This is a genomic window from Amycolatopsis sp. NBC_01480 (genome assembly GCF_036227205.1).
Lineage (GTDB): Bacteria > Actinomycetota > Actinomycetes > Mycobacteriales > Pseudonocardiaceae > Amycolatopsis.
Genome location: NZ_CP109442.1, coordinates 7,645,347 through 7,666,065, shown reverse-complemented (window position 1 = coordinate 7,666,065; position 20,719 = coordinate 7,645,347). Strand labels below are relative to the sequence as shown.

Genomic DNA, 20,719 nt, shown 5'->3' with positions numbered 1-20,719 from the left:
TCACGGAATTACAGAGCCGCTTGTCCTTACCAGGATCAAGCGTTCTTGCCCCACGGTCATCGTCGACCGAGAAAGCGAGACTCCTCCGTGTACCGTCAAATACCGGACCCACTGGGAAATCCGGCGCTCACCGCCCTGGTCGCCGCACTTCCGCTCATCGTCCTGCTCGTCCTTCTCGGTGTCCTGCGGGTGAAATCGCATTGGGCCGCCCTCATCGGCCTCGCCGCCGCGCTGCTCATCGCGGTCACCGTCTACCGCATGCCGGCGGGACAAGCGGCGGACAGTGCCTTGGAGGGCGCGGCTTTCGGCCTGTTCCCCATCGTCTGGATCGTGCTCAACGCGGTGTGGATCAACAAACTCCAGCGCGCCAGCGGGCATTTCGACATCATCGGACGCACCTTTGCCTCACTGTCCGGGGACAAGCGAATCCAGGCCATTCTCATCGCCTACTGTTTCGGCGCGATGCTCGAATCGCTGTCCGGATTCGGCACCCCCATCGCCATCACCTCGCTGATCCTGCTCACCCTGGGACTGAAACCGCTCAAGGCGGCGGTGGTCGCCACGTTCGCCAACACCGCGCCCGCGGCGTTCGGCTCGGTGGGCAACCCCATCCAGGCGCTCGCCAAGGCGACGGCACTGCCCGAACACGACCTCGGCATGATGGTCGGCCGCCAGTCCGCGATCATCGCCGCCCTGGTCCCGCTCGTGCTGCTGCTGATCCTCGACGGGCGCCGCGGCCTGCGCGAGGTCTGGCCCGCCGCGCTGGCCGCCGGGCTGGGTTTCGGGGCCGGCCAGTACCTCTGTTCCAACTTCTTCGCCTACCAGCTCACCGATCTCGTCGGCGCGGTGGTGTCGACCGCCGCCGTGGTGGTGCTGCTGCGATTCTGGTCGCCGAACCGGCAGAGCGCACCGGCCGGGCACACCGCGGTGGCCGTCTCCGAGCGGGCCTCACTGGCGATGGCCTATGACGGCGGAACCACCACAACCACAGGCGGCACCGGCGAACCCGAGGAGCCGCCTCCCCCGCACTCCCGACTCGAGGTCCTCAAGGCGTTCTCCCCCTATGCGCTGCTCACCGTCCTTTTCGGACTGGTCTCCGTCCACGGCCCGGTCCAGCGATTCGTCCAGGGGCAGGCGGTCTCCTTCCCCTGGCCCGGTCTGCACGTCGCCACCGCGGCCGGGCAGCCGGTCAGCGCGGCGACCTACGACCTGGGGTGGCTGGGCGCCGCGGGCACCATGCTGCTGCTGACCGGAATGCTCACCGCGCTCATCCTCCGGGTACCCCTGCCGCAGGCCGTGCGCTGCTTCGGCCAGGCGTTCGGCCAGATCCGCTGGGCCATCCTCACCATCGCTTGCGTGCTGGCGCTGTCCTACGTCATGAACCTCTCCGGCATGGCCGTCTCCCTGGGGACCTGGCTGGCCGGCATCGGCAGCGCTTTCGCCCTGCTGTCCGGTTTCCTCGGCTGGTTCGGCGTCGCCCTCACCGGCTCCGACACCTCGTCCAACGCCTTGTTCGGCGCCATGCAGACCGCGGCCGCGCACCGGATCGGCATCTCGCCGCTGCTCATGGCCGCCGGCAACAGCACCGGTGGCGTCCAGGGGAAGGCGGACGCCATGCAGAATCTCGCGATCGCGGCCGGCGCCGTCGGTCTCTCCGGAAAGGAAGGCGACATCCTGCGCAAGGTGGTCGGCTGGAGCCTCGGGCTGCTCGTGCTGTGCTGCCTCCTGGTCTGGCTCCAGACCTCGGTCCTGTCCTGGATGGTGCCCTGACCCGGGCTACGGGCGGGTCCCGTTCGTGTGGTGCAGTCCCAGGCGCGCCGAGCTGCGGGAGTGGCCGTTCGCCCGCGGCGGGAGCACGTAGATTCGCGCTTGCGGCACCGGCGTGGCTCCGGCGATGCCCCAAGCCCCGCAGAAGCCGCGCAGCAGTTCCCGCGCGCCGGAGGAGTTCGCGCCGAGATAACGGCGGACCCGGGCGAGGTTCTCGAACGCGCCGAGACCCCGGCGCAGCCCGTCGGCCATCCGGGCCTCGCCCAGCCGCCCGTCGAAGATGTCCTGGACCACGGCGAGATACTCGACCATCGCGACGACGTCGAGCCGAATCGCGGCGAGCACCTCGGGATCGGCCCGGTCGTGCCCGGCGTCCGCCACCCTCGCGGCGTAGGCCCGCAGGATCCGGCTGGTCAGGTCGCCGACCGGGCGCTCGTCGAGCAACGGGATGAGGGCCGCGCCGGCGCGGCGGTCGGGCGAGCGGCTGACCCGGTCCATCGCGGCGCGGGTGGTGCGGTCGAGCTGGCGCTGCACGAGGTGCTCGGTGACCGCGGCCAGGTCCTGCTCGGAGTCGCAGTCGCCCGCGATGGTCTCCGCGGTCCGGGCCAGCTCCCGGGCGAGCCCGCCGGAGAAGACGTACGCCAGCGCGGCGAACTGCTCGGGCAGGTCCCGGATCCGCCGGTTGAGCAGCGTTCTGGCCTGCTCGAAAGAAAAGTAGTCGACCCGCACGATCGTGTCGAAGGCGCTGTCGAGCGCCGTCCGCATGCCCATCGCCGCGAGTTCGAACTCCGCGAGCGCGTCCTCCGAAACCGACACCAGGAAGTAGCAGTGGGGCACGTTGAAGACCGCCTTCAGCTCGTTCAGGAAGCGTTGCGCCCCTTCGCCGTCGCTGATCCGGTCCAGCTCGTCGATCCCGATCAGCACCTTGGAGCCGCGCTCCGCGACCAGTGCCGCGGTCTGGCCGAGGAAGTCGCGGAACCGGCCGACCAGCTCGGGGTGGTTGAGCGGCACGTCGTCCCGGCGCACGGTGCCCTTGGCCCTGTACCCGATGCTCGCGCCCGTCATCGGCGTGAGCCCCAGCGAGAACTCCCCTTCCTTGGTGTGGCTCTGCAGAAAGCGGATATTCTCCCGCTCTTCCTTCGCCCGGGAAGTCAGGTCGGCGGGCCGGACGCCGCCGTCGCGGCGGCCCACGCTCGTCAGCAGGGCCAGCCGCGGCGCGGCCGGCTGGCCCGGCCGGTTCTCCGAGCGTTCCAGGGTGGGGACGTACTCCTCGACGGCGTCACACAGCTTGCCGAACAAGTGGATCAGGAATTCCTTCGACTGGTAGCCGACCGGGGCGTCCACCTTGATGGTGAGGTCACGGCGCACCCGTGGCCCCGTCTCGTCGTCACGCAGGAACTGCCCCGCGCACCACCGGTCGAGCAAGGTCGACTTGCCCACCCCGCGCGGGCCCGCCAGCGCGAAACTCCCTTTGCTGCGCCGGAGCAGTTGCCGCAGCTCGGCCGAAGCCGGTGTGTCGATCTCCACCGGCGCATCGGAAGACGTCTTGTCCAGCACCGGCAGGTAGGTCCGGTAGATGCGCTTGAGGCTGGCCCGCGCCCCGATAGCCAACGGCAGCAACCCGTTGCCGTAGATGCTGTCCAGCCACCGGTCGAATGCCCGCTGCGGAGCGCGCGCACTCGGTTTCGCGAACCGGTCACGAAGCCGGCGGCCGCCCAGCACCGTCCCGATGACCACCAGCGTCACCCCGAGACCGGCCAGGATGCCGAACCCGGGACCGAGCCGCAGGATGCCCAGCCAGACCGAAGCGGCCAGCACCGCGAGACCACCCAGGATCGCAAGAACGAGGTCGAGGTCGACGGGAAGCTTGCGAATCCGGTTCGGCACGGCGATCGCGAGGAACAGCACCGGCAGACCGGCCGCCAAACCCGGCTGCCAGCCGGAGAACGGCGCACCGGCCAGCCAGCCGAGCAAGGCGATCGCGAGCGCCGCGAACAGCAGCGCGGACTCGAACAGCGTCACGCCGAGCAGCCACCACACGATCCCCTTCCGGGCTCGTTCCGCTCTGGCCACGAACCGGTCCCGGGCGTACAGGTACTCCTGTTCCTCTTCGAACGCGCGCTGCAGCAACACCTTGCCGTCCTCCGCGACGCGCTCACGCAACCGGCTCGCAACCGGCCGCGCCAGCCCGAGTTTCACGCACACCGCGTTCGTGAGCAGGTCCAGTACCTGTTCCGGATCGTCTTTCTTGCTCGCCCACGGCCGGTCGATGTTCATTTCGATGGTGCGCGGCTCGGGCAGCTCCCACGGTTTCCGCAGCCACATCGCGGCCGCGTCGACCTGCCGATTGCCTGGCAGCTCCCGGCGCAGATCGGCGACGATCTCCCTGGCCTCGTCGGTCCGGCGCAGGCTGACCAGGGCGCGCACCGTGGCGATCCGGGCGCTGAGGTCGCGCGGATCCCGCTCCAGTACGTGCTGGTAGGTGCTGAGCCGCGCCAGCGGTGGTTCGCCCGCGGCGGCCATGATCTCCGCGCGGCTCAGGTGCAACTGCGGACTGGTCGGCTCCCGGGCGATCGCGGCGTCGACGACTTCCAGCGCCTCCTCGAACCGGCTGCGGCCCAACAGGATCAGCGTCTGCCCGTTGACCACGCCCGGCAGGAGGGGCCCGGTTTGCTCGGCGCGGGCGAACACCTCGACGGCCCGCTCCCGCAACCCGTGGTCGTTGGTCGCCTCCGCCCGCTCGAGCAGCGCCCAGCCGTGGAGTTCGAGGACGACGGCCGCCGGGCCGGGCCGCCGGTTCACCAGCGCTTCGGTCCGGGCGACGAGGTTTTCGGTATCGTCGTCGGCCTGCCGGGCTACCTCGATCCGGAGCAATTCCGCTTGCAGGCACCCGGGATCGTCCTCGATGGCCAGCTCGACGTCGGCCTCCGCGCCCGCCCGGTCGTCCCGTTCCAGCTTGCCCATCGCACTTTCCACCAGCACCGGCGCCGAGGACCGCAGACTCGGCCGCGCGTCCCGCAGGACTTCCTCGGCCTTCCCGAGCTGCCCGGACATCCGATAGGCCGCAGCAAGCCCGGCCAGCGCTTCGCCGGACGACTCGTCCAGCTCGACCGCGCTCCGGAAGGCCTCGACGGCCGCGTCGTCGTCTCGTCCGGCAGATCCGCAGTCGACCGAGAGGTACGACGGATCGTCCGGCTGCCCCAGCGCGACCAGCCCGCGCGCGAGAGCGACCTGGGCGTCGTTCCGATTGTCGAGTGCCGCGAGCTGGCTGCGGGCCTCGTCCCAGCGCCGGAGCATCCACAACGCCCGCACCCGCCCGGCCGACGCACGGACGTCTTTGGGGTTTTTCCTGAGCGCTTGGTCGAATTTCACCAAAGCGGCGGCACCGTCGAAGCAGCGCAAGTCGGTTTCGGCATCCTCAAGTCGGGTGCTCATCGCGCACCTCCCCACTCATCCTTAGGAGTAGAGCGGGGCGGTCGCGCTGTTACGGCTTGGGCTGCCTCAGTGACCGGGTCGTGTCCGAATTGTGCCGTGAGGGCTGTGCGCGCTGACTGGATACCCGAGTACGAGGGCCATCACACCGTGCTTGCCGGTTGCGGTGGCGCGCCGAATCGCGCCAGGTTCGCCCAGTCGTCAACCGCGGCGGTCAGGATCTTCTTGACCCGGTCCTTCGTCTCGTTCAAAGCAAGATCGATGAAACAGGGGCAGTGCGTGAGATCTCTGCCGCCGTATACGCACACCAGAATTCCCGTCAGCTGAACACCTCGGGCCACTGCAGCGAACTTCGCGTCCACCGGCAGCGGCAGACTCGCGGTCAGGTCCCGGGCCACTGCCTGCGCTGCGCCGCCACCGCCAAGACGAGCGATCAACCACGCTGCGACCGCTCCCATAGCGCTGTGCAGCTTCTTCTTGTACGCAAGGGTTTCCGCGGCCATCTGCGCTAGCGCTCGGCACAGACGCGAACCCCTCGGCGTAAACACCTGCTTCCAGGTGCGGGTTGTGATGTAGTCGGTGGCGCGGCCGGCGACTGTCTTCTGCCATCCATCGGTAACCACTTCCCGGCAGATCTTGGCCGCCGCCTCCACCCGCTTCTGCTTTCGTGCCGCTTCGGCAGCCGACGACGAGGCACGACTGCCGGCCCGCGGCTTCGCTGACGCCCCGTTCGGCCGCGACGCGCCCGCCGACCGGGCACGTCCCGACGACGGCTTGGTCGTACGCCGCTTAGCCGACTTCCGGTGCACCGGACCAGCCTCAGGCATTCCCCGATGTCGGTGACAACGATCTCCTTCACACTTGACTCGGTTCCGGCACAACTTGTTCTCTTCGGTACGAGCACGACACCGCGGCATTGATCGAGAGTCGCCCGACAGTCCTGCCTTGCGCTACGTCCATACAGGTTGCAATACGTGTCGCAAACTTAACTGTGAGTGATTGTTACAGTCAGTGCTGCAGAGTCATCGCGTAGATCTCCAGGTCGCTGTTCCGCTGCCAATCAAGCCCACCCGATCCCGGTGCCACCCAAGCCGGGACGGACGGGGTCGTCAAGGACAAAGAACTGACCTGCTTCCCCGAATCCAACGGAACAGTCGTCTCGTACAGCGACGCCTTCGTGCCGGTCTTTCCGGTTCCGGCTTTGAGCTGATACGCGGTCGCCACCGCCACCGTGTTGCCGAAGTCCGGAGACTTGTTGGTCCACCCCGTGAGTTCAAGCGGAACAGTCGCGGTGGTGCCGTCGGTATAGGTGACGACGGCGGTGGCCGACGCGGCGCCCGTACTGCCGTTGTCCGAAGCGCCGATGAGGTGGAGGCTGCCGTAGTGCCCGGACGGCAGAGCAAGCGCCTGCCCGGTGGACTTCACGAAGTTCCGGCTGCTACCAGACGTCGACGGCGCTTCGTACGTGACGCCGCCCAGCGTCACCGGGCCCGGCGCAGGCAGCTGGTCAGCCGCGTAGCTCACCCCAGTGCCGTCAAAGTCGCCCTCACCGGGGGCGGCCAAGGTGGCGACGCCGTCGGTGTTGTACGCGGTGTTCAGGTCGACCGCGCACGAAGCGTCCGTCTGGATCGCGCACCGCGCGGGCGGCTGGACGACAACGGTCACGGTCTTACGAACCGCCGCAGCACCGGGCAGCGAAGCGGTGACGGACACCGGGTAGGTGCCCGCCGTCATCCCAGGCGGCGCTGTGATCCGCACCTTCAGGTTCGCCTGAGCCGGTAGGCCGTTCGAAGTCACGGTGGTCGTCTGAGCAGACGGGGCAGCCGACCATCCCGCAGGCGCCGCAGCGGTCACCGAAATCCGTGCTGTGCGCGGGGCCGTCGCCAGCAGCGTCAGATCGACCTGCGACTGCCGCCCGGTCATGACGACCTGGTCCGGGCCGACGTCGGCACTCAGCTGATGCTGCGGGTTCGGCACCGTGTCGATCGACGGCGGTGCGTCCTTAGCGGACGTCGCCCAGGCGGTGGGCTTGGCGCTCAGCGCGTAATCGATCCGGCCGCCGTGCGCGATGTCGGACTGGCCGACCCACGCCTTGCCCCAAGCCCGGCCGTTCACCGCAGCCGAAGCGACGTAACGGTTGCTCATGCTGGTGCCCGGCGCGGAGATCGTCAGGGTCCCGCCCTGCGTCCACCCGTAATCACCGATCTGCACCCGGGCGGCCGGGAACTGCGGAGTGGTCAGGACGTCGAAGTTCGCCCCGCTAGCCGTGGGGTAGAGGCCCAGCGACGACATCACGTACCAGGACGACATCTCCCCCATGTCGTCGTTGCCGGGGATCCCGCCGGGCGTGTTCGTGAACACCGTCTCCTGCGCCTTCACCACGGTCGCGGTGTTGCCGGGCTGCCCGGTCCACGCGTAGAGGTACGGCGCGACGAGGTTCGGCTCGTTGTTCGGGTTGTACTTGGTGGAGTCGTAGTAGTTGTACGGATCGCTGACCCAGGTCTTGCGAGCGGTGCCCACCGGATCGGTGAGAAGATCGTTGTAGGCGAAGAAATCGTTCAGCCGGGCGGTGGTCTTGTCGCTGCCGCCCAGCAGGCCGACCAGCCCGGCCGGGTCCTGCGGCACCAGCCACTGGTACTGGCTCGCGTTCTGCTCGTGGAACGCGTGGTCGCTGGTGACCGGGTCGTACGGCGTCAGCCAGGTGCCGTCGGACGCGGTCCGGGGCCGGAACTGCTGAGTCTGCGTGTCGAAGATGTTCTGGTACGACTGGCCGCGCTTGGCGAACATCGCGGCGTCGGACGCGTGGCCGAGGCCCTTCGCCATCAGCGCCAGCGAAGCGTCGGCGGCCGCATACTCCAATGTGGACGATGTGCCGTAGTAACAGTCGTTGTCGTTGCTCTTGGTCGGGCAGCAGTTTCCGCCGGTCCCGCCCGAGCAATCGGCGTTCGGCTTGATGTTGAGGCCGTACGGGATGTACCCGCGCTCGGCGTAATACGCGACGCCGGCGCGCCCGTTCTCGCGGACGCTCGCGGGCGGCACCTCGGTCGCGTTCGCCCGGAGGTACCGGTACGCCTCCTGGGCGTCCGCCCCGGTGAGCAGCCCCTTCGACCAGCCCTCGACCAGGAACGGGGTGACCGGGTCGCCGGTCATGATGTTGCCCTCCTGGTCCTCCAGGTACCAGCGCGGCAGCGCGCCCCCCTCCCGGGCGATCGCGAGCAGCGACAGGTCGATGTCGTGCGCGACCTTCGGCACGAGCATTTCGAGCAGCTGGTTCTGCGTCCGGAAGGTGTCCCACAACGAGAAGTTGCTGTACGGCGTGTAATCGCGGGCCGTGTGGAGCTTCTTGTCGGCGCCGACGTAACGGCCGTCGACGTCACCGATCAGGTTCGGATCGAGCATCGAGTGGTACAGCGCCGTGTAGTACGCGACCTGCTGGTCGTGCGACCCGCCGCCGATCGCGGCCTTGTGCAGCATCGTGTTCCACTGATCGGTCAACGCTTGGTGCGCGGCGTCGAAGTCGAACCCGAGTTTTCCCGTCTCCGCGGCGAGGTTCTTCTGGGCGCCGTCGAGCCCGGTGAAGGAGAGCCCCACCTTCGCGACAACGGGAGCGTCGTTCTGAGTTGTGTCGAACGTGAGCCAGGCCCCGTTGGCGCCCTTGGCCGCCGAGTCCCGGGACCCCGGCGTCCGATCGGCGCCCTTCCAGGTGCCGTACGACGCGAACGGCCGGCTCAGCTGCGCGACGAAATAGGTCTTCTTCGAATCCTCGACCCAGCCCTCCACGGTCCGGTCGCCGACGACGTGGATCTCGGAATCGGTGACGCCGGCGCCGGCGTTGAACAGCACGTTCGCCTGGCTCGTCCGCGGGAAGGTGTACTGCTGCCAGCCGGTCCGCGCGGTCGCTGTCAGCCCGACGCTCACGCCGTACTTGTCGAGTTCCGTCCGGTAGTAGTCCGGGCCGGCCGTTTCGTTGGCATGGCTGAAGGCCGAGGCGTACTGCGCCGGGTCGGTCGAGGTCACCGCGCCGGTGGTGGGCATCATCGGCAGGTAGTTGAAGCGGCAGCCGTTGATCGTCGTCTGGCTGAAACCCATGACGGTGCCGGCGGACTCCGTGTCACACCCGGTGCCCCCGGACGTTTTCATCAGCGGGCTCTCCTGCACCAGGCCGAACGGCGCGCCCGCGGCCGGGAAGTCCAGCCCCTCGTTCTCGGTCCCGATGAACGGATTGACCAGTTTCGTCAGATCGGTGCCCGGCCCCGGCAGCGAGGCGGACGGCGTGGCCGCGCTCGCGCTCGCCGCACCGGCGACGGATCCCGCGACGCTGAGGGCGACGCAAAGCGCGACTGTCCCCCAACGACTTCTGCTGCTGCGCCGGGCTGCTGAGTACCGCGCTGACCGCATGCCACCTCGCCGTGTTCCCATGCCTGACACCGTTGTCATGAGCTGCCGGGGACGTTAGACCGCCGCTTCCGGCTCACACAAGGGTCCGCACCGCCCGGCACCGGCCGGAATGGCCTGTCACCGGGGCGTTGTCTCGGGGAGACAGGTTTTGAAGGTGATGCTTGTGAGTGTTCATGACGGTTAGAACCGTCATGAACACTCACAAGCCAGGTGGGCCCGGGGGCTGGACGCGATGATCGCCCGCGGTGTAGAGAAGTGACCGGACGCGCAACGTTCTGGGGAGAGGCTCACATGGCTGGGTTGAATCGGCGGGGATTCCTGACCACTGCGGCGGGCGCGGTGGCCGTTTCGGGCGTGGCACTCACCGAAACGCCCACCGCCGAAGCCACAACCGCCGTTCCGGTGGAATCCGGCGGAACGACCGTAACCCTGAGCCAGGGCACCGGAATGACCGCGCGGCTTTCCCCGGACGGCACGAAAATCGCGATCGACGTCGCCGGGGTGCTGTGGGTGCTGCCGTCCACCGGCGGGCCGGCCCGGCGGCTCACCGGAGACCTGTTCGACATCGCGCTGCCGGACTGGTCACCGGACGGTTCGGCGCTGGTGTTCCAGTCCTACCGCGACGGCAATTTCCACCTCTGGACGGTCCGGGCGGCCGGCGGCGCGGACCCGCGGCGGCTGACCAGCGGGCCGTTCGACCACCGCGAACCGCGCTACTCCCCTGATGGCAAGCGAATCCTGTTCTCCTCCGACGCCGCGGGCGGCAGCTACGGGATCTTCACCCTCGACGTCGGCAGCGGCGTCATTTCGCCGCTGACCGACACGGCCGCCGAGGAATACGAAGCCACCTGGTCTCCGGACGGCACGAAGGTGGCCTTTGTCGTCGGTGGCTCGCGGATCGACGTCGTCACCGTGGCCGACGGCAGCCGCACCACCGCCGTCACCGTGCCGGCCGGGCAGGTCGTGCACAGCCCGGAGTGGACGCCGGACGGCGCCGACCTCGTCTACTACCGCTTGTCCCCCAACGGCGACACCCACCTGGTGCGCGCCAGGACGCCGCTGTTCACCGGCGAGGAGATCGCCCCGTTCCCGGTGTCCTGGCATGGCGCGTGCGAGTACGTCTACGTCGCGGACGGCACGATCCGGCGGCGTTCGCTCGACAGTTCCGCGGCCGCCGACATCCCTTTCACCGCAACGGTCGACGTCGTCCGTCCGCGCTATCGCAAGCGCCAGCGGGACTTCGACTCCGGCACCGCGAAACCGGTGGTCGGCATCGGCAGCCCGGTGCTTTCGCCGGACGGCGGCCAGGTCGCCTTCCGCGCGCTCAACGACATCTACCTGATGAAGATCGGCTCGGCCCCGCGCCCGCTCACCCGCGACCAGTGGTGGAAAAGCGATCCCGCGTGGTCCCCGGACGGGAAGTACCTGTCCTACTCCACCGACCGCGCCGGCAAGCTCGACATCTGGCTGCGCGACCTCGCCGCGGGCACCGACCGGCAGCTGACCAACCTGCCCGGCGCGGCCGCGGTGTCCGGCTCGTGGTCCGCCGACGGGACCCAGCTGGCGTTCCTGGACCAGACCGGCGCGCTGTACACCGCCGAGGTCGCCACCGGGGCCGTGCGGAAGGTGTTCACCGCGACCTTCGAGCCGGGCCGGCCGAGCTGGTCCGCCGACGGCAAGACGATTGCGCTGGCCGCGATCAAACCGTACTCGGCCCGGTTCCGCGAGGGGCTGAGCGAAATCCTGCTGGTCGACCGCGCGACTGGGGCGGGCACCTACGTTCCGGCGCTGCCGGGCCGTTCCCTCCAGACCCGCGGCGACGACGGGCCGCTGTTCTCCCCCGACGGCAAGCGAATGGCGTTTGTCGTCGGCAGCGTCTTGTGGGTGGTCGACGTCCATCCGGACGGCACCCCCGCCGGCTCACCCCGTCAGATCACCACCGAGGTCACCGACGCCCCCAGCTGGCACGGGAACTCGCGCCAACTGCTCTACCTGAGCAACGGCGTCCTGCGGCTGGTCGGCGTCGAGGGCGGCGCGCCGCGCACCGTCCGAACCGGACTGACCTGGACCAACTTCCGCAACCGCGGGCGGACGGTCGTGCGCGCGGGCAAGCTCTGGGACGGCGTCTCCCACACCCTGCGGTCCACTGTGGACGTCGTGGTCGACGGGCACCGGATCGCCGCCGTCGGACCGGATCACGACAGCTGGGACGCCGAGGTCGTGGACGCCCGCGACGGGGTGGTCATCCCCGGCCTGATCGACATGCACAACCACCGCGAGATGCAGGGCTACTCCTACGGCGACCGGCAGGGCCGGCTGTGGCTTTCGCTCGGCTTCACCACCACCCGGTCGCCCGGCAGCCCGGCGTACCACATGGTCGAAGACCGCGAATCCGTCCAGTCCGGCGCCCGGATCGCGCCGCGCTACTTCGCCACCGGTGAAGCGATCGACGGTTCCCGCATCTTCTACAACTTCATGCGCCCGACCTACGACGACCACCAGCTCGCCCTCGAACTGCAGCGCGCCGAAGCACTCGACTACGACCTGATGAAGTGTTACGTCCGGCTGCCCCCGGTGTGGCAGCAGCAGGTCGTGGCGTGGGCGCATCAGCACCACATCCCGGCGACTTCGCACTACTGCTACCCGTCGTTCGGCTTCGGCAGCGACGGGATGGAGCACATCGGCGCCACCAGCCGGCTCGGCTATTCGCGCACGGTGACCGCGCTGGGCACCGGGTACCGGGACGTGATCGACCTGTTCAACGCCTCCGGCGCCGCCCGTACGCCGACGCTGTTCGTCTCCGCGACGATGTTCGCCGACGACACCAGCCTGGTCGAGGACCACCGCGTCCGTACGCTGTACCCGTCGTGGGAATACGCGTCGCTGCAGGCCGCGGTCGCCACCGCGAAGACCACCGACCAGACCGCGAGCCGGCGCAACCTCGCGCACCAGGTCCAGCAGATCGCCGCCATGGTCCGGCGCGGCGGGCTGATCGTCACCGGCACGGACTCGCCGATCGACCACACCGCGGTCAGCACGCACATGAACCTGCGCGCGATGGTGGCCTACGGGCTGACCCCGCACGAAGCGCTGGTCACCGCGACCAGCGCCGCGGGCCGGTTCCTGGGCGAGCCGCTCGGGCAGATCGCCCCGGGCATGTACGCGGACCTGACCGTCCTCGGCGGCAACCCGCTGAACGACATCACCCAGGCCGCGAACGTCCGATCCGTCTTCGCGTCCGGGCGTCAGCACACAGTCAGCGAACTGCTCCGGCCGTTCGAAACCCCGGCCACGCCCGGCATCGCGCCGAACCGCACGCTCGCCCCGGTGGTCGCGCCCGCGGCCAACGACCGTTTCTGGTGGCACGACCCGCATTACGTCGAGGAGAGCCGCAACTCCTGCTGCGCGACCCACTGACCAGACTCGTGAGTGTTCATGACGGTTAGAACCGTCATGAACACTCACGAGGCCCGAGCTGCCGCCGAGCCGCGCGCCGGTCATCGCGGCGCGCGGCTCAGTGCAGTTCGGTGCTGCTCAGCTCCCGGCGATCAGGCCCTCCGGGAAGGTCCCCACGAGGGAGTCCGTCAGGTTCCCGACCGTGGCCAGGGCCGCGGACATGCCCGGGATCGGATCCTGGTTGTCCCCGAGGCCGGGCACCACGTTGCTCGCCTTCTGCACCAGGGCGATGGCGGGCACGGCCGCCTGCACGACCAGCGCGTTGACGGCCTTCGCGGCCAGGCTGGGCGCGGGGTTCGGCGGCGTGGGCACGGGTGCCGCCGCTCCGGGCGCGGTGTCCTTCATGGCGTCACCGGCTCCGACGTACTTGTCGGCGAAGTCGAGCATCGTCGCGTTGCTCTCCGGCGCGCTCTTCTCCAGCTGCAGATCGTGGGCGGTGTTGGGCACGACGTCCGCGACCACCGTCGCATTCGGACCGTAGAAGGGCCGCTCGAAGTTCGCCAGCGTCTGGGAGTCGGAGCAGCTCGGGCCGAGCAGCCCGCAGATGAACGGGTCGTGCTGCCCGACCACGGCGAGCACCGGGATGTTGAGGCTCCGGTCCACGTTGAGCACGTTGTAGGCGGCCAGTGTGGCCAGCTCGACGAGGTTGCCGGTCTCCTTCAGCTGCTCGTCCTTCGCGATCGCGCCCGGGTCGGTCGAGGTCGCGTTGCCGAGGTAGAATCCGCCGCGGGTGCCGGGATAACTGGTCAGGTAGGCGGGATCGAGGCCGGCGGCGGTGAACTTCGGGTCGAGGGCCGAGGGGTAGTCGTCGGCGATGATCTTGGACAGCACGTTGACGTAGTTGAGCGAGTGCGCGATGCCGGTCGGCATGATCGCGTCCACGTCCTTGTACAGGCCCGCCTCGGTCATCGTGACGATGCCGCCCAGGCTGTGGCCGACCTCGATCACCTTGCCGAAGGACGTGCCGAGCCGGCCGTCGCGCAGCGCCGTGATGACCTGGTGGACGGTGCTGACGTCGGCGTAGAAGTTGTCGAACGCGCTGAGCGGGTGGGTGGACTGGCCGTCGCCGAGCCGGTCGATGCTCAGTGTCGCGTAGCCGCGCTTGTTCGCCGCGCGCACGTACGAGTAGGTGTCCGGCTCGTAGGGCAGGTCCCAGTAATACCGCGCGTAGGACCAGCCGTGAACGAGGATTTGCACGGTGCTCGCCCCGGGCGGCGTGCACAGCGTGCCGGTGATGGTGGCCGCCTGGCCGGCCGCGGTCACCGGCACCGCCACGTTTTTACAGGCAGTGGCCGGAGTTCCCGCCGCGGCGGCCGGAGCCACCGCACTGCCCGCGACGAGGAGCAGGCCGGCCAGCAGCGTGACCGCACGCCGCGAGCGGGGTCGCCTGAGTGAACGATTGTTCTTTACTACAGTCATTGTGACCTCATTGTCATCCCGAAACAAGGACAGCTTCAGCAAACCCCGCCTGCTCAGCGGAGTTCGGGGGCGACGGGCACTTTCGCCACTAGTGAACTGTCGTTCACTCGCCAGCGGACAATACCACGGCAATGCGGGTCACAGCCTCACTTGATCGGGGTATTTTTCGGCCGTCAGAACGGTCTCAGCGCGGCGAGTTCCCGGCACGCGGCGGTCCGGGGCGCCCGGCCGCGGGGTATCATCGGGCCCGCAACCCGTCGAAGGAGGTACCGGTGAAGGAGGCGCAGCGGCCTCGTCGCGATCCCGCGCGCAAGGACCGCATCCTGGCTGCCGCGGCGGAGCTGATCTCCAAGAACGGCTACCACGCGGTGGGCATGGCCGACATCGGCCAGGCCTCGGGTATCGTGGGATCCGGGATATACCGGCACTTCGGCGGCAAGTCCGCGATTCTCGCCGAGCTGCTCGAGCAGGTCATGGACCAGCTCTCGGCCGCGGCCTCGTCGATCGTCGACCAGGCCGGCGACGACCGGAACGCGGTCAGCGAACTGGTCCGCAACCACGTGCGAGTGGCCATTCACGACCGCCGGATCCTGCAGGTCTACCACCGCGAAGCCCGCAACCTCCCGGAGAACGACCTCCGCCGCCTGCGCCGCGCCCAGCGCCACTACATCGAGGAGTGGGTCGCCGCGGTGGCGCCGCTACGCCCGGATCTGGCCGACGGCGAGATCCGCGTCCTGGTCCACGCGGCGATCGGCAGCATCCAGTCGATTCTGTTCTTCAACTCGGGCTTGCCGGTGCCGCAGCTGGCGAATCTGCTGACCGGCGCAGCCCACGCGTGCCTCGGCGTCGACTCGGCGCCGTCCATGTCGGTGGTCGACTCGGATGCAGAGTGGACAGACGAACAGGGCGCCTGACTCCCGTTCAGCGCCCGGACTTGCGGATGCCGCAGCTGGCCAACCTGCTGACCGGCACGGCCCACGCGCGCCTCGGCGTCGCCCGTGCCTGCCGTCGACTCCGGTGCGAAGTGGACGAACGAACAGGGCGCCTGACCCCTTCAGCGCGCGCCTGCCGAGGCGTTAACTCCGGTGCAGAGTGGACAGACGAACAGGGCGCCTGATTCCCCTTCAGCGCCCGGAAAAGCGCGAGCGGTCCCGGAAGGCGCTCAAGCCCGCTCGAAGGTCCGGCGAGCCGACATAACCAGCGAAGGCGTCGAATTCCAAAGCCAGTGCCTCGGCAGTCGGCAGGTCCCGAGCAGCGTTCGCCACCCGTTTGAGCTCCGACAGCCCGCGCGCACTCCCCGAAGCGATCCGTCGCGCAAGGGCCAGCGCCGAATCAAGCAACCGCTCGGCGGGCACCACCTCCTCGATCAAACCCCACTCGCGGAACCGTTCCGCCGGCTCGAGCTCACCGGTCAGCAGCAGGCGGCGGGCGACGTTGGCCGGGAGCTTGCGCTCGATCCGCACTGCCCCACCGCCGCCCGGGAGTACGCCGTAGCGGACGTGCCCGTCGCCGAGCAGGGCGCCCTCCGCCGCGACCACGAGGTCGGCGGCGAGCACCAGTTCGAAGCCGCCCGCGACGGCGGTCCCGTTCACCGCGGCGATCACCGGCAGCGGCGAGACTTCGAGCCGGCTGAACAAGACCCCGGCCCGCCGCACGAACGCCAGGATCTGCTCCTGCCCCGAATCCAGCCGGTCGAGCAGCTGGCCCAGGTCCGCGCCGGCGCAGAACGCGCGACCCGTCCCGGTGACGACGATCCCGCGGCAGTCCGAAGCGTCAACTCGATCGAGCGCGTTCTCGAAGTCGCGCAGCAGCTCGTCGGACAGCGCGTTGAGCCGGTCCGCCCGGTCGAGCCGCACGAGGGCGATCGAGTCCCGGACGGTCAGGTCGACCAGCGACGCCGTCACCGGTTCCCGCGCAGCACCGGGCGCAGGGTGTCGAGCACGCTCGTATCCTCGATGGTCGAGGGCACCGGCTCGTCCCGGCCGTCGGCGATCCCCCGCATGGTCTTGCGCAGGATCTTGCCCGAGCGGGTCTTCGGCAGGGCCGGCACGACGGCGACCTCCTTCAGCGACGCCACCGCGCCGACCTGCTCCCGCACCAGCTGCACCAGCTCCGCGCGCAACCGCTCGGCATAACCCTCCGCGGCACTGTCGACCCCGGCCTTCAGCACCACGAACCCGCGCGGGACCTGCCCTTTCAGCTCGTCCGCGACGCCGATCACCGCGCATTCCGCGACATCCGGGTGCGCGGCCAGCACCTCCTCCATCCCGCCGGTGGACAGGCGGTGGCCGGCGACGTTGATCACGTCGTCGGTGCGCCCCATGACAAACACGTAGCCGTCCTCGTCGATCCGGCCCCCGTCGCCGGTGAGGTAGTAGCCGTCGAACGCCGACAGGTAGGACTCGACGAAGCGCTTGTCGTCGTTCCACAGGGTCAGGAAAGCGCCCGGTGGCAACGGAAGCTTGGCCACGATCGCGCCGTCCACCCCGGCCGGCACCGGGCGGCCCGAAGCGTCCAGGACCTGGATGTCCCAGCCCGGCAAGGGTTTCGTCGGGGAGCCGCGCTTGATCGGCAGCAGTTCGATCCCGGCCGGGTTGGCCACGATCGGCCAGCCGGTCTCCGTCTGCCACCAATGGTCGACGACCGGAATGCCGAGCAGCTCGGACGCCCAGTGGTAGGTCTCCGGATCGAGCCGCTCACCGGCCAGGAACAGGTACCGCAGCCCGGACAGGTCGTAGTCCCGGGTGTACTCGCCGTCCGGGTCCTCCTTCTTCAACGCCCGGAACGCGGTCGGCGCGGTGAACAACGCCCGCACGCCGTGCTCGGCGCAGACCCGCCAGAACTGCCCGGCGTCCGGGCTGCCGACCGGCTTGCCCTCGTACAGGACCGTGGTCGCCCCGGCCAGCAGCGGCGCGTACACGATGTACGAGTGCCCCACGACCCAGCCGACGTCGGAGGCGGTGAACATGACCTGCCCGGGTCCGACGTCGTAAACGTGGGGCATCGACCACGCCAGCGCGGTCGCGTACCCGCCGCAGTCGCGGACCACGCCCTTGGGCTTGCCGGTGGTCCCGGACGTGTACAAAACATAGAGCGGGTCGGTGCTCTTCACCGGCACGGGATCGGCGGGCACCGCGGACGACACGGCTTCGGCCCAGTCGACGTCGCCGGGCCCAAGAACGGCTTCCGCTTGCGGCCGTTGCAGGATCACGCACCGGTCGGGCCGGTGGGCGGAGAGTTCGAGCGCACGGTCGAGCAACGGCTTGTACTCGATGACCCGTTTGCCTTCGATGCCGCAGGAAGCCGAGACGACGACCTTCGGCGTCGCGTCGTCGATGCGCACGGCCAGCTCGTGGGCGGCGAACCCACCGAAGACCACGGAGTGCACCGCGCCGAGCCGGGCGCACGCCAGCATGGCGATCGCGGCCTCAGGAACCATCGGGAGGTACACCACGACCCGGTCCCCCACACCCACGCCGAGGCCGCTGAGTACCCCGGCGAAGCGGGCGACCTCGTCGGTCAGCTGCGCGTACGTGTAAGTGCGCCGGGTCCCGGTCACGGGTGAGTCGTAGATCAACGCCGCCTGCTCACCCCGGCCCGCGGCGACGTGCCGGTCCAGGGCGTTGTACGCGACGTTCAGCTCGCCGTCGGGGAACCACCGGTAGAACGGCGGATCCGTGTCGTCGAGCGCCCGGGCCGGGGCGCGGTGCCAGTCCAGGGACTGGGCCGCCTCGAGCCAGAAGGCCTCGCGGTCCGCCACGCTCGCCGTGAAGACCTTGTCGTAGCCAGGCAAATCGGGATCCTCCTCAGGGCTGGGCGCGGAACAGCTCCGCGTGGTGCTGCCGGAGCTTGTACTTGAGGGTCTTGCCGCCGACCGTCTCCGGCAGGGCGTCCACGAACACCACCGCTTTCGGCGTCTCGTAGCCGCCGAGCGACGCGCGGCAGTGCGCGATGATCGACGCTTCGTCCGCCTCGGCGCCGGGCCGGAGCACCACAACGGCCGTCACGGCCTCACCCCAGTGCTGGTGTGGGAGGCCGATCACGGCGGCCTTCTCGACCGCGGGATGGCCGTGCAGCACCGCCTCCACCCGCAGGCTGGACACGTTCTCCCCGCCCGATTTCACGATGTCCTTGAAACGGTCGACCATCACCCGCAGGCCGTCGGCGTCCACCACGGCACTGTCGCCGGAGTGGAACCAGCCGCCGCGGAACGCCTCCCGCGTCGCCTCCTCGTTGAGGTAGTAGCCGGCGGTGACGATCGGGCTGCGGTAGACCGCCTCCCCCGGCGTCTGGGGTTTGCCCAGCAGGGATTCCCCGGCTTCGTCGACGACGTCCGAAGCCAGGAGCGGACTGGGCACCCCGACGTAGTTCAACGCGGGCGCGGTGCGCTCGTAGACCTCCGGCCACTTCGCCGGCCAGAACCGGTGACACGCGATCGCCTCGGTCTGCCCGAAGATGCCCAGCGCCACCAGTCCGGGCGCTTTCCGTTGCAGGGTCTCGTAAACCGCCGGGGTGAGCGCGCCCCAGCCGTAGACGAGCACGGTCAGGCTCGACAGGTCCCGGCCGTCCTTCTCCGCCGCGGCGGTCATCGCCGCGACGAACTGCGGCGAGCCGGCCCACAGCGCGGTCGGGCGCTCCTGCTCGATCGCGGTGGCGACGTCGCCGGGCACCGGGCGGCGGCCCAGGACCAGCGAGCCCCCGGCCAGGAACGCGGACAGCGTGAAGATCTGGTCGCCGACGTGGTAGATCATCGGCAGGTAGGTCATCACTTTCAGCTCGGTTTCCACCCGCAGCCCACGGGTGAGCGAGACGCTGAAGTTCAGCGCCGCCAGGTGGCTGGCGGAGTGCGAGGTCATGACGCCCTTCGGCAGCGCCGTGGTGCCCGAGGTGTAGAGCAGCTGCCAGATGTCGTCGCCGTGGATCTCGACGTCCGGCTCGGTGTCCGGCTGCGGGGCGAGCAGTTCGCCGAAGCTCGGGCTCCCGGCGACCGGCCCGCCGCCGACGGTGATGGTCGCCGCGATCGGCAGCCCGGTCTTGGTGAACGCCGCTTCCGCGCGCGGCCACAGCTCCGCGTCGACGATCGCCGCGCCCGGCTCCGCTTGCCCGATCAGATGCTCCAGCACGTCCGCGGCCAGCGCGGGGTTGACGGGCATGGCGACCATCCCGGCCTTCGCGATGCCGATCTTGGCCAGGTACGCCTCGACGGAGTTCTCGCAGAACAGCACCACCCGGGCGCCGGGCTCGAGGCCGCGGGCGGCCAGCGCGTGCGCGAGCCGGTTGGCGATCCGGTCGGCCTGCCGGTAGGTGACCGCGGCGAACTGCGGCTCACCGTAGGCGCCCGGCCGCCCGGTGATGGCGACCTGATCCGGGTAGCTCCACGTCAGCCGTTCGAACACGTCGCCGACGGAAGTGCGTTCCCAGCGGTTGACCGCGCGGCGGCCGCGCAGCGTCGTGACGTCGATCTTCCCGTTCAGGTCCACATCAGCCTCCTTGCTGTATGCCTGATGCCCGACAGCATCCAACTTGACGGGCCCCGTGGCAAGACCAAAGTCACTGGCCATTCACATCTTTACTCACTTAATACCTATTTGCAGGCGACAATCAGTGAACCGTGATGCACTCACGAGGGATGGAGCCCCACCCGGCAGCCCGGTTCGGCGGCGGCCGCCACCCCGAGACAGGCGTGGGCCGCACCGCAGAGCAGCGCGGTCAGCCGGTCCTGGGCGAGCCCGGAATGGTGGAACAGCACGGATTGCACCCCGCCGATCGCCGCGTGGACCAGGGCCCTGGCCTGGGCGTCGGTGAGGCCGGGCCGCAGCGGTGTCACCACCGCGACCCACTCCTCGACGTAGTCGCGCTGGGCCCGGCGCAGCCGTTGCTGGTCCTCGGCGGGCAGGCAGCGCGCCTCGAAGTGGTAGACCTGCAGGATTCGGCGGTCTTCGATCGCGACCCGGACGTGGTGGCGGACCAGCTCGGTGACCGCGGCCCGGTCGTCGGGCGCGGTCGCCACGATCTCGCCCGCGGCCGTGCCCAGCAGGTCCATCACCTGGTGCAGGAGCGCCGCCAGGATCGCCGACTTGCTCGGGAAGTGCCGGTAGACGCCGGTGCTCACGATCCCGGCCGCGGTGCCGATCTCCGTCAGGCCCACTGCGTGGTAGCCGTGCCGCGAGATCAGCTCCGCCGACGCGGCCAGGATCCGCGCCTTGCGGGCGGGGTCTCGTCGCGGCGCGCGTGCCTGCTCCATGAC

At 69.5% G+C, this 20,719-nt stretch carries 11 protein-coding genes; 3 read left to right on the top strand and 8 right to left on the bottom strand.

Features of this window, described 5'->3' with window-relative positions; translation table 11 throughout:
* Nucleotides 1-87 precede the first annotated feature (87 nt).
* The gene (locus OG371_RS36180) at nucleotides 88-1,770 is read left to right on the top strand and encodes an L-lactate permease (protein WP_329060231.1); all 1,683 of its coding nucleotides are present in this window, start codon (nucleotides 88-90) and stop codon (nucleotides 1,768-1,770) included.
* 6 nt (nucleotides 1,771-1,776) lie between these two features.
* On the opposite strand, the gene OG371_RS36175 is transcribed toward OG371_RS36180, so the two are convergent.
* The 3 genes from OG371_RS36175 to OG371_RS36165 form a co-directional block, all read right to left on the bottom strand.
* Nucleotides 1,777-5,202, bottom strand: a complete 3,426-nt coding sequence (locus OG371_RS36175) for a tetratricopeptide repeat protein (protein WP_329060229.1) — start codon at nucleotides 5,200-5,202, stop codon at nucleotides 1,777-1,779.
* A gap of 140 nt (nucleotides 5,203-5,342) precedes the next feature.
* Entirely contained in the window at nucleotides 5,343-5,852 is a 510-nt protein-coding gene (locus tag OG371_RS36170) for a hypothetical protein (protein ID WP_329060227.1), read from the bottom strand.
* A gap of 355 nt (nucleotides 5,853-6,207) precedes the next feature.
* Nucleotides 6,208-9,597, bottom strand: coding sequence for a GH92 family glycosyl hydrolase (locus tag OG371_RS36165; RefSeq protein ID WP_329060226.1), 3,390 nt, complete (start codon nucleotides 9,595-9,597; stop codon nucleotides 6,208-6,210).
* A gap of 291 nt (nucleotides 9,598-9,888) precedes the next feature.
* Here OG371_RS36165 and OG371_RS36160 point away from each other — a divergent pair, with 291 nt between their 5' ends.
* Nucleotides 9,889-13,014, top strand: a complete 3,126-nt coding sequence (locus OG371_RS36160; protein WP_329060224.1) for an amidohydrolase family protein — start codon at nucleotides 9,889-9,891, stop codon at nucleotides 13,012-13,014.
* A gap of 117 nt (nucleotides 13,015-13,131) precedes the next feature.
* Here OG371_RS36160 and OG371_RS36155 read toward each other — a convergent pair whose 3' ends face one another.
* Nucleotides 13,132-14,322, bottom strand: coding sequence for an alpha/beta hydrolase (locus tag OG371_RS36155; RefSeq protein ID WP_329060222.1), 1,191 nt, complete (start codon nucleotides 14,320-14,322; stop codon nucleotides 13,132-13,134).
* Between the two features lie 422 nt (nucleotides 14,323-14,744).
* Here OG371_RS36155 and OG371_RS36150 point away from each other — a divergent pair, with 422 nt between their 5' ends.
* Entirely contained in the window at nucleotides 14,745-15,386 is a 642-nt protein-coding gene (locus OG371_RS36150) for a TetR/AcrR family transcriptional regulator (RefSeq protein WP_329060220.1), read from the top strand.
* A 210-nt stretch (nucleotides 15,387-15,596) separates the two neighbouring features.
* Here OG371_RS36150 and OG371_RS36145 read toward each other — a convergent pair whose 3' ends face one another.
* The 4 genes from OG371_RS36145 to OG371_RS36130 all read right to left on the bottom strand — a co-directional run bounded on the left by OG371_RS36145 (nucleotide 15,597) and on the right by OG371_RS36130 (nucleotide 20,716).
* Nucleotides 15,597-16,376 carry an enoyl-CoA hydratase/isomerase family protein gene (locus OG371_RS36145; RefSeq protein ID WP_329060218.1) on the bottom strand — a complete coding sequence of 260 codons (780 nt, stop codon included), beginning with the start codon at nucleotides 16,374-16,376 and terminating at the stop codon, nucleotides 15,597-15,599.
* The gene (locus OG371_RS36140) at nucleotides 16,373-18,265 is read right to left on the bottom strand and encodes a propionyl-CoA synthetase (protein WP_329060215.1); all 1,893 of its coding nucleotides are present in this window, start codon (nucleotides 18,263-18,265) and stop codon (nucleotides 16,373-16,375) included. The genes OG371_RS36145 and OG371_RS36140 overlap by 4 nt, the downstream gene beginning before the upstream one ends.
* Nucleotides 18,266-18,278: 13 nt before the next feature.
* Entirely contained in the window at nucleotides 18,279-19,952 is a 1,674-nt protein-coding gene (locus OG371_RS36135) for an AMP-binding protein (protein WP_329060213.1), read from the bottom strand.
* 140 nt (nucleotides 19,953-20,092) lie between these two features.
* Entirely contained in the window at nucleotides 20,093-20,716 is a 624-nt protein-coding gene (locus tag OG371_RS36130; protein WP_329060211.1) for a TetR/AcrR family transcriptional regulator, read from the bottom strand.
* Between the last annotated feature and the right edge of the window lie 3 nt (nucleotides 20,717-20,719).

Excerpts from the sequence above, each read along its gene's own strand:
- OG371_RS36175 (WP_329060229.1), bottom strand. The coding sequence starts at position 5,202 with ATGAGCACCCGACTTGAGGATGCCGAAACCGACTTGCGCTGCTTCGAC.
- OG371_RS36165 (WP_329060226.1), bottom strand. The coding sequence starts at position 9,597 with ATGCGGTCAGCGCGGTACTCAGCAGCCCGGCGCAGCAGCAGAAGTCGT.
- OG371_RS36160 (WP_329060224.1), top strand. The coding sequence starts at position 9,889 with ATGGCTGGGTTGAATCGGCGGGGATTCCTGACCACTGCGGCGGGCGCG.
- OG371_RS36130 (WP_329060211.1), bottom strand. The coding sequence starts at position 20,716 with ATGGAGCAGGCACGCGCGCCGCGACGAGACCCCGCCCGCAAGGCGCGG.